Origin of the sequence: Pseudacidovorax intermedius, from assembly GCF_001476815.1 — a bacterium.
Classification (GTDB): Bacteria; Pseudomonadota; Gammaproteobacteria; order Burkholderiales; family Burkholderiaceae_C; genus Xenophilus; species Xenophilus intermedius_A.
Genome location: NZ_LDSL01000119.1, coordinates 1 through 7772 on the forward strand (window position 1 = coordinate 1; position 7772 = coordinate 7772).

Sequence of the window (7772 nt, forward strand, 5' to 3'; positions counted from 1 at the left end):
CCCATGACCCGCCTCGGCACCCCCCTGTCCCCCTCCGCCACCCGTGTGATGCTCCTGGGCTCCGGCGAGCTCGGCAAGGAAGTGCTGATCGCGCTGCAGCGCCTGGGCGTCGAGACCATCGCCGTCGACCGCTACGACAACGCGCCCGGCCAGCAGGTGGCCCACCACGCGCGCACCATCACCATGAGCGACCCCGCGCAGCTCGAGGCGCTCATTGCCGCCGAAAAGCCGCACCTGGTCGTGCCCGAGATCGAGGCCATCGCCACCGCCAAGCTCGAAGAGCTGGAAGCCGCCGGTCGGGTGCGCGTGATTCCCACGGCCCGCGCCGCGCGCCTGACCATGGACCGCGAAGGCATCCGCCGCCTGGCCGCCGAAACGCTGGGCCTGCCCACCAGCCCTTACCGCTTCTGCGATTCGCTGGCCGAACTGCAGTCCGCCATCGACGGCAGTGACGGCCAGACGGGCATCGGCTACCCCTGCATCGTCAAGCCCGTCATGAGCAGCTCCGGCAAGGGCCAGAGCAAGATCGACGGCCCCGCCGACGTGCAGAAGGCCTGGGACTATGCCATGGCCGGCGGCCGCGTGAGCAAGGGCCGCGTCATCGTCGAAGGCTTCATCGACTTCGACTACGAGATCACCCTGCTGACCGTGCGGGCCCTGGGCGCCGACGGCCAGGTGCAGACGCACTTCTGCGCGCCCATCGGCCACCTGCAGGTCAGCGGCGACTACGTGGAAAGCTGGCAGCCGCATCCCATGCACGCGGAGGCGCTGCGCCAGGCGCAGGACATCGCCGAGCGCGTGACGGCCGACCTCGGCGGCCAGGGCCTGTTCGGCGTGGAGCTGTTCGTCAAGGGCGAGCAGGTGTGGTTCAGCGAGGTGAGCCCGCGCCCGCACGACACCGGCCTGGTCACGCTGGCCACGCAGTGGCAGAGCGAGTTCGAGCTGCACGCCCGCGCCATCCTGGGCCTGCCGGTGGATACGTCGCTCAAGAGCCCCGGCGCCAGCGCCGTCGTCTACGGCGGCGTGGATGCCACCGGCATCGTCTTCGACGGCGTGGCCGAGGCCCTGGCCGTGCCCGGCACCGACCTGCGCCTCTTCGGCAAGCCCGAGAGCTTCACCAAGCGCCGCATGGGCGTGGCGCTGGCCCATGCGGAGGATGTGGACACGGCCCGCGCGCGGGCCAAGGAGGCGGCGTCGAAGGTCGAGCCGCGCGTGGCGGACTGAGCGAGCTGCCAGCCCGCCTGAGGCTCAGGCCGCGTAGCGCAGCCGAACCTCGCCCAGTCCCTCGATGGCACCGACCACGTCGGTGTCCACCGGCGCCACCAGCAGCCCGGTGCACGAGCCCGTGGTGACGATCTGCCCGGGCGACAGCGGCACGCCGCGCTCGGTGCAATGCCGCGCCAGCCAAGCCACCAGCCGCCACACGTCCTGCGCCGGATTGCCGCCGGTGGTGCGGGCGACTTCTTCTTCGCCGAAGCGCAGCGTGGCCTGCAGCGTGCGCAGGTCCAGCGCCTGCGGGGCGAGCGGTGCCGGCTCGCCGACGATCAGCGCGCCATGGCTCTGCAGATCGGCCAGGCGCAGCAGCGCCGGCGCCTCGCGGCCGGCCGCCAGGCGGCTTTCCACGCATTCGAGCGTGGGCACCACCGCGCCGAAATAGCTTGCGAGTTCGGTGGGCGTGGGCATGTCCTGGCGCACTTCCAGCCGCTGGCCGACGCGCAGCGCGGCTTCCAGCTCGACCCAGCGGGCGGGGAAGCGCGCGGCGGGCAGTGCGGTGCCGGAGGCGTGGATGCCAGAGGCGGGGAGGGGGGCGCAGTTGGGCTCAGTCTCGGCGTTGGGCGCGCCGACCTTCCAGCCGCCGATGCCACTTCCCAAGTGCGCGAGCAGCGCATCCTGCACGTCATAGGCCTTGGCGGCGGTAGAGGCGGAGGGAAGCCAGCCGGTTGGCTTGATGCGTCGGGAGTCGGTTAGGGCGGACGCGAGTTGCCGGCCGAGATTAGATGGGGCAGTCATTGAGGGAGATGCTTGAGAAATTCAGCTGCCCAGTATGCTCAGCGCATTGCATTTTTTTACTAACATGGATCCTGAGGGGCCGTATTGTTAAGTTGGCTCGTTCGACGCCGAGTCTGCGTATTTTCATACGCCGGTGGATCGGTAAATAAATAACAGCTGGCGCCCGGGTGCGTCAGAGCGAAGGAATAATTTTGAATCGACAATTTAATGCTAATGGCGTCTGCTCCGGCGATCGTGATCTAAAGCTAATTGGCGCTGCAAAGTGATGCCCAATTCATCGCATAAGCGCTGTTTATCTTTGTAGGAAACTTTGAAAAGATGCAAGTGCCTTAACGCCATTGAACTTAGCAGTGCTTGACAAAAAATATTCTTCTCTACAGATTTGTTCAAAGCCTTGAGGCGAGCAAAGGGAATTGGCTCTGGCAAATCTAGTTGATAGCTCATCTCAATAAGTTCATAGCCTAGGGTCTGATTCTTGGCCACAACTGAAGAAAGGTTATCTTTTAAATAAGTGGACCCGACTGTAGTACTCGCCTTTTGAATAAAGGCAAAAGTAATTATTCCTATCACATCAAAAACAATTCTTTTTGCGTTAATTTTTAATTCATACGCAGATAAGTCAGGCCGTCCCTCTGCCAGTAATCTTTCGATGTAAGAGGCAAGAGAAACTGCGTCTTCTCTAATCATTACTGTTGCCCCATATAAGCCGCGAAGAGCGCTCCTAAGTAACTTTTCGATCAATTCATCTTTAACTGGATTTTTTGTGGTGCCATAATGGTTCTTCAGAAACTGCCCAAGTATTTCCATTCCTCTAAAAAGTCTTGTTATGGCAGAGGGAATTTCTGCAATACCATTTTCAGATTCGGCCGTAACTTCTTCAACTCTATCTTGGCTCTCTCTTACGCTCGCACGGGTTCGACGCGTGGAATCTTCTTCATAAATAAGACTAGGAGCCGAGTCTACAAGTTGATTTAGGAGTTCCGAATCACGATTAAAGTCAAAAACAGGCTCTTCAGAGAAGCATTTTTCCAGCGCCGCAGCAATTTGCTCATAAACAACTGGGCTCTTCGTATGATGGCTTGTAAAAAGTAAAATATTCGCGTTCTCGCGTAGATAAAGATCTTCGCAAAGTCCAATTATTACTTGCTGAATCTCCGCCTCATGAATGCGGTCGGCCAGATATTGACCCAAGAAATAGTAATAGAGGTAAGGATACTTAAATTCCAATTGTCCTTCCACCGAGGCAAGGATGCTAGCTTGCATTAAATGCCGTTTTCTTTGCCCAGATGCTACAGGGGTAAATTCGTCGCTAAAAACTTTATTGAATCCTTCGAACTCCCTTTCGGAGATATTTTTGCGATCTAAGGAGTGCACGAACCATGCAAGGTTGGCACAGTAATTGATTACCTCACTCCATTGCTGTCGCTCGATCCCCACGTTTTGCAATGCAGAGGTTACTAAAAACTGATAGTAATGGCCGAACGCGCTGTTCTGAAGGTCGGCAGTTCTGCCAGATTCAATACTTTGTAGGAGCGTTAAAAGATAAATTGGAACTGCTGGAACGAATTGCCTCCCCACAGCGGTGGTCAGATCTTTTTCCCATTTATCAATGGTCTGAGACCAAGTTGCGGAGTCTTCTGATTCGCCGCCTATCTCGGCCCACTTGCAAACTAGTTCAAATCTCTTCTTATGTCCAAATTCTAATATTTCGTATTGTTGAAATCCGCTCAGCGCCTCCACTCTCTCCAGCGCTAAGATGTCCATTGCCGCAGCTCCATCACGAGCTGTAACAATAAATCCTGAAAAATACTTGAATAAGCCGGTTAGACATTCTCCTAGTCCTTCCGGCGAAAGAGTGCAGCCATCGATGTCGTCGATAAAGAGTACACGTAACTCTTTAGATTCTTGAAGCCACGCATCTCTCCCTGATCGTTTGTACTGTCTGTCTAGTGCGTACTTCAACGCCTTTAGCGGTTCAGTTCGGTGTATTTTGGTGAACCATGACGCACGGAAGTACAGTGGTAAAAATCCACGGCTGTAATAGCTCTTAAAAAATTGACGAAGTAGAGTGCTCTTCCCAACTTTTTCGTCGCCTCTTAAGAAGACGCCACCATTTAGATTTTCAATATCTTCTAAAAAGGCCCCTGTAACTTGTTTTTTGATAGGGGCGGGGTCATCGAGTAGACGAAGTTCTGGCCATACAAAAACATCATCTATTTCCAAGTCCTTTTTTGCGCTATGGCTGAAATTTGCACCGGGATCATTGAGAGATCTTGAGAATTCCGGTTCTAGTTCGTATATCGCTCTGCTCTTTGTGGGTAACGGTCTTAGCGAGCCCCATTCACCATCGTCTACCTGGGAAGAGTATCGTTTCCCATCCCATGAAAATAGCTCGGTCAGATAGTGCTGCGTCTCCAAATCAATTAGTACCGTATTGAATGTAGATTGGTCCGGGGAGCCCTTCTCAAACAATACTCCACCATCTATTGAAACACTAATGGAATTTTTTAGATCGTTGTTTTCTACCGCGTTTTGGAAGTGCTCATGTCCAGAGAATATTACGTGGCTCTCCCGTCGGACGGCAGCCAAAAATGGTCGATATGTAGATTGGGCCAACCAGTTAAAGGGATGATGCAGTAAAGTTATTGAAAGGTCCACCTCTGAGTCAAACGGCTGAATAGCCGAGGGGGGAAACACTAGAGTTCCCTGCTTTTCTCGTAACTCAGACATCCAGGCAACATTAAGGCATCTAAAGCCTATGCTTCGTCCACCAATGGATAGCACCGTCTGCCAAGTCAAACGGTCAGCATGTAACCACTTGTGGGGCGAGATTTGATCTCTAAAACTGAAAAAGGCGTCCTGAACGCAGGTAGAAGTTTTGATTAACGAGTTGCTGGGGTCCGAGCCATCTAAATTGCGAATTTTGGCTATGACAGCGTCACGCGTATCGTCGTGCAGCGAAAAGTCGCAATCGTGATTTCCGGGACATACAAAAATCTCTACTTTTAGAGTTGAATTCTCTCTAAAAATTACGCTTTTGATGCTCTCAATGAATTCGATAGCAAGCGCATACTGTGCTGAGGTGCCACTATAAGCAACATCTCCAGTAATTAAAATTGCAAGGGTAGATATTTCGGGAAGTCTGGGGAAAATCGCGGCAGCTATTTTTGACGATTTAGCTAAAATCAAGTCCGATGATGATGAAATATGAATATCACTCAAATGAAGCAGTAGAATTCTTTGATTCATGATTTACTATTAATATTAACTTTTGATATTCAACTTATCTTGAACGCCGTTCAAATGTCTTGATTTTTTCGTGCGACGAAAGCAATTATCGTTAAGTTGACCAAACATTTAGTAGAACATCATTTAAATAATTTTAAATTTTCTTAAAATATAGCTCTGAAGCGGCGAGTAGTGCAAGCAGATCGGCCAAAAAAAAGAGCGCCGGTGGCGCTCTTGCTCAACTTGTCGAGGACATCAAACCAACAACGCATTCACCCGACGCACATAAGCCGCCGGATCCTCCGGCAGCCCGCCTTCGGCCAGCAGCGCCTGGTCGAACAGGATGTTCGCCAGGTCATCGAAGTGCGCCTCGTCGCGCTCCAGCTTCTTGACCAGCGGGTGCTCGGCATTCACTTCGAGCACGGGCTTGACCTCGGGGGCCTTCTGGCCGGCCTGCTTGAGCATGCGGGCCAGCTGGGTGCTCATGCCGTGCTCCTGCACGACCAGGCAGGCGGGCGAGTCGACCAGGCGGGTGGTCACGCGCACGTCCTCGGCCTTGTCCTTGAGCGAGGCCTTGAGCTTTTCCAGCACCGGCTTGAAGGCCTCGGCGGCCTCTTCGGCGGCCTTCTTCTCGGTCTCGTCCTGCAGCTTGCCCAGGTCCACGGCGCCCTTCGCCACGCTCTGCAGCGGCGTGCCGTCGAACTCGGTCAGGTACGACAGCGCCCACTCGTCCACGCGGTCGGTCATCAGCAGCACCTCGATGCCCTTCTTTTTGAAGACCTCGAGCTGCGGGCTGTTCTTGGCGGCGGCCAGGGTGTCGGCGGTGATGTAGTAGATGGCTTCCTGGCCGTCCTTCATGCGCGCCTTGTAGTCGGCCAGCGAGACGGTGGCGGCGTCGCTGGTGGTCGAGGCGAAGCGCAGCAGCTTGGCGATGCGGTCGCGGTTGGCGAAGTCCTCGCCCAGGCCTTCCTTGAGCACGGAGCCGAACTCGGCATAGAACTTCGCGTACTTGCCGGCGTCCTCGCTGGCCTTGGCGGCATCGGCGTCCGACGCAGCCGGCTCAGCTTCCTTCTTGTCGACCACGTCGGTCACGCCGTCGGCGGCCGGCGTCTCAGGCGCAGCCGCGGGCGCGGCGGCCGTGGCCTTCTTCGCCAGGTCTTCCAGCATCGACAGCACGCGCTTCGTGCTGCCTTCGCGGATGGCCTTCACGTCGCGGCTTTCCTGCAGCAGCTCGCGGCTGACGTTCAGCGGCAGGTCGGCCGAATCGATCACGCCCTTCACGAAGCGCAGGTACGAGGGCAGCAGCGCCTCGGCCTCGTCCATGATGAACACGCGCTTCACGTACAGCTTCAGGCCGCCCTTGTGGTCGCGGTTCCACAGGTCCATGGGCGCCTTGGCCGGGATGTACAGCAGCTGCGTGTACTCGGTGCTGCCTTCCACGCGGTTGTGGCTCCAGGCCAGCGGCGCCTCGTAGTCGTGGCTGATGCTCTTGTAGAACTCGACGTACTGCTCTTCCGTCACGTCCTTCTTGGCGCGGGTCCACAGGGCGCTGGCCTTGTTGACGGGCTCCCATTCGCCGGTGGCGACCATCTCGCCGCCCTTGTCGTCTTCGCCTTCCTTCCACTCTTCCTTTTCCATCAGGATGGGCAGGGAGATGTGGTCGGAATACTTGCTGATGACCTGCTTGAGCTTCCAGCCGTTGAGGAACTCCTCGGCATCCTCGCGCAGGTGCAGGATGACGCTGGTGCCGCGCTTCTCACGCGTGATGGTCTCGACCTCGAAGTCGCCGGTGCCGGTGCTGCTCCAGCGCACGCCCTGGTCGGCCGGCAGGCCGGCGCGGCGCGACTCGACGACGATGCGGTCGGCCACGATGAAGCCCGAATAGAAGCCCACGCCGAACTGGCCGATGAGTTGGGCGTCGGCCTTCTGGTCGCCCGACAGGCGGCTCATGAACTCGCGCGTGCCGCTCTTGGCGATGGTGCCCAGGTGGTCGATGGCCTCTTGCTGCGACAGGCCGATGCCGTTGTCGGTGATGCTCAGGGTGCGGGCCTTCTTGTCGAAGGCGACGCGCACTTCGAGGTTGGGCGCGTCCTCGTACAGGGCCGCGTTGTCCAGGGCCTCGAAGCGCAGCTTGTCGCAGGCGTCGGAGGCGTTGGAGATCAGCTCGCGAAGAAAGATCTCCTTGTTGGAGTAGAGCGAGTGGGTGACCAGGTGCAGGAGCTGGGCCACTTCGGCCTGGAAGGAATGGGTGTTCTTGCTCATGTTCTTCTCTGGCAGTCGAGGTTGGAGGTCGGTCGGTGGAAATGCAAACGCCCCGGCAGTTCGGGGCGGGCGCGGAATTATCAAGGGGCGCCGCCGCCCACCGCCGCCAACGCCGACGGACCGCCGCGCGTGTTGCGCCGAGCGCGCCTTCGATCCGGCATCCGCCCGCCACGCCCCCTGCCAATCCGCGCCAACTGTGAACTTCTTCGCGCAACTGCGGTTTTGTTGCGGCCAAAAGGCATGTAGGCGCCGTCTGACCCCCAGAATCCGCC

General features: G+C 57.3%; 4 protein-coding genes. 1 reads left to right on the plus strand and 3 read right to left on the minus strand.

The annotated features are described in order from the left end of the window. Nucleotides 1–3 precede the first annotated feature (3 nt). Nucleotides 4–1224: a formate-dependent phosphoribosylglycinamide formyltransferase gene (gene purT, locus NS331_RS17820; protein ID WP_058643304.1), complete on the plus strand. Its 1221-nt coding sequence runs from the start codon at nucleotides 4–6 to the stop codon at nucleotides 1222–1224. 24 nt (nucleotides 1225–1248) lie between these two features. On the opposite strand, the gene NS331_RS17825 is transcribed toward purT, so the two are convergent. The 3 genes from NS331_RS17825 to htpG form a co-directional block, all read right to left on the minus strand. Further along, a complete protein-coding gene (locus NS331_RS17825) occupies nucleotides 1249–2010 on the minus strand; it encodes a 2-keto-4-pentenoate hydratase (RefSeq protein ID WP_082702588.1) in 762 nt (253 codons plus the stop codon). A gap of 210 nt (nucleotides 2011–2220) precedes the next feature. After that, nucleotides 2221–5259: an anti-phage protein gene (locus NS331_RS25670; protein ID WP_082702589.1), complete on the minus strand. Its 3039-nt coding sequence runs from the start codon at nucleotides 5257–5259 to the stop codon at nucleotides 2221–2223. 234 nt (nucleotides 5260–5493) lie between these two features. Continuing rightward, entirely contained in the window at nucleotides 5494–7500 is a 2007-nt protein-coding gene (gene htpG, locus NS331_RS17830) for a molecular chaperone HtpG (protein ID WP_058643305.1), read from the minus strand. Nucleotides 7501–7772 lie beyond the last annotated feature (272 nt).

What these genes read in the sequence shown, in the direction of transcription:
- NS331_RS25670 (WP_082702589.1), bottom strand. Translation starts at nt 5,259, where the DNA reads ATGAATCAAAGAATTCTACTGCTTCATTTGAGTGATATTCATATTTCA.
- NS331_RS17825 (WP_082702588.1), bottom strand. Translation starts at nt 2,010, where the DNA reads ATGACTGCCCCATCTAATCTCGGCCGGCAACTCGCGTCCGCCCTAACC.
- purT (WP_058643304.1), top strand. Translation starts at nt 4, where the DNA reads ATGACCCGCCTCGGCACCCCCCTGTCCCCCTCCGCCACCCGTGTGATG.
- htpG (WP_058643305.1), bottom strand. Translation starts at nt 7,500, where the DNA reads ATGAGCAAGAACACCCATTCCTTCCAGGCCGAAGTGGCCCAGCTCCTG.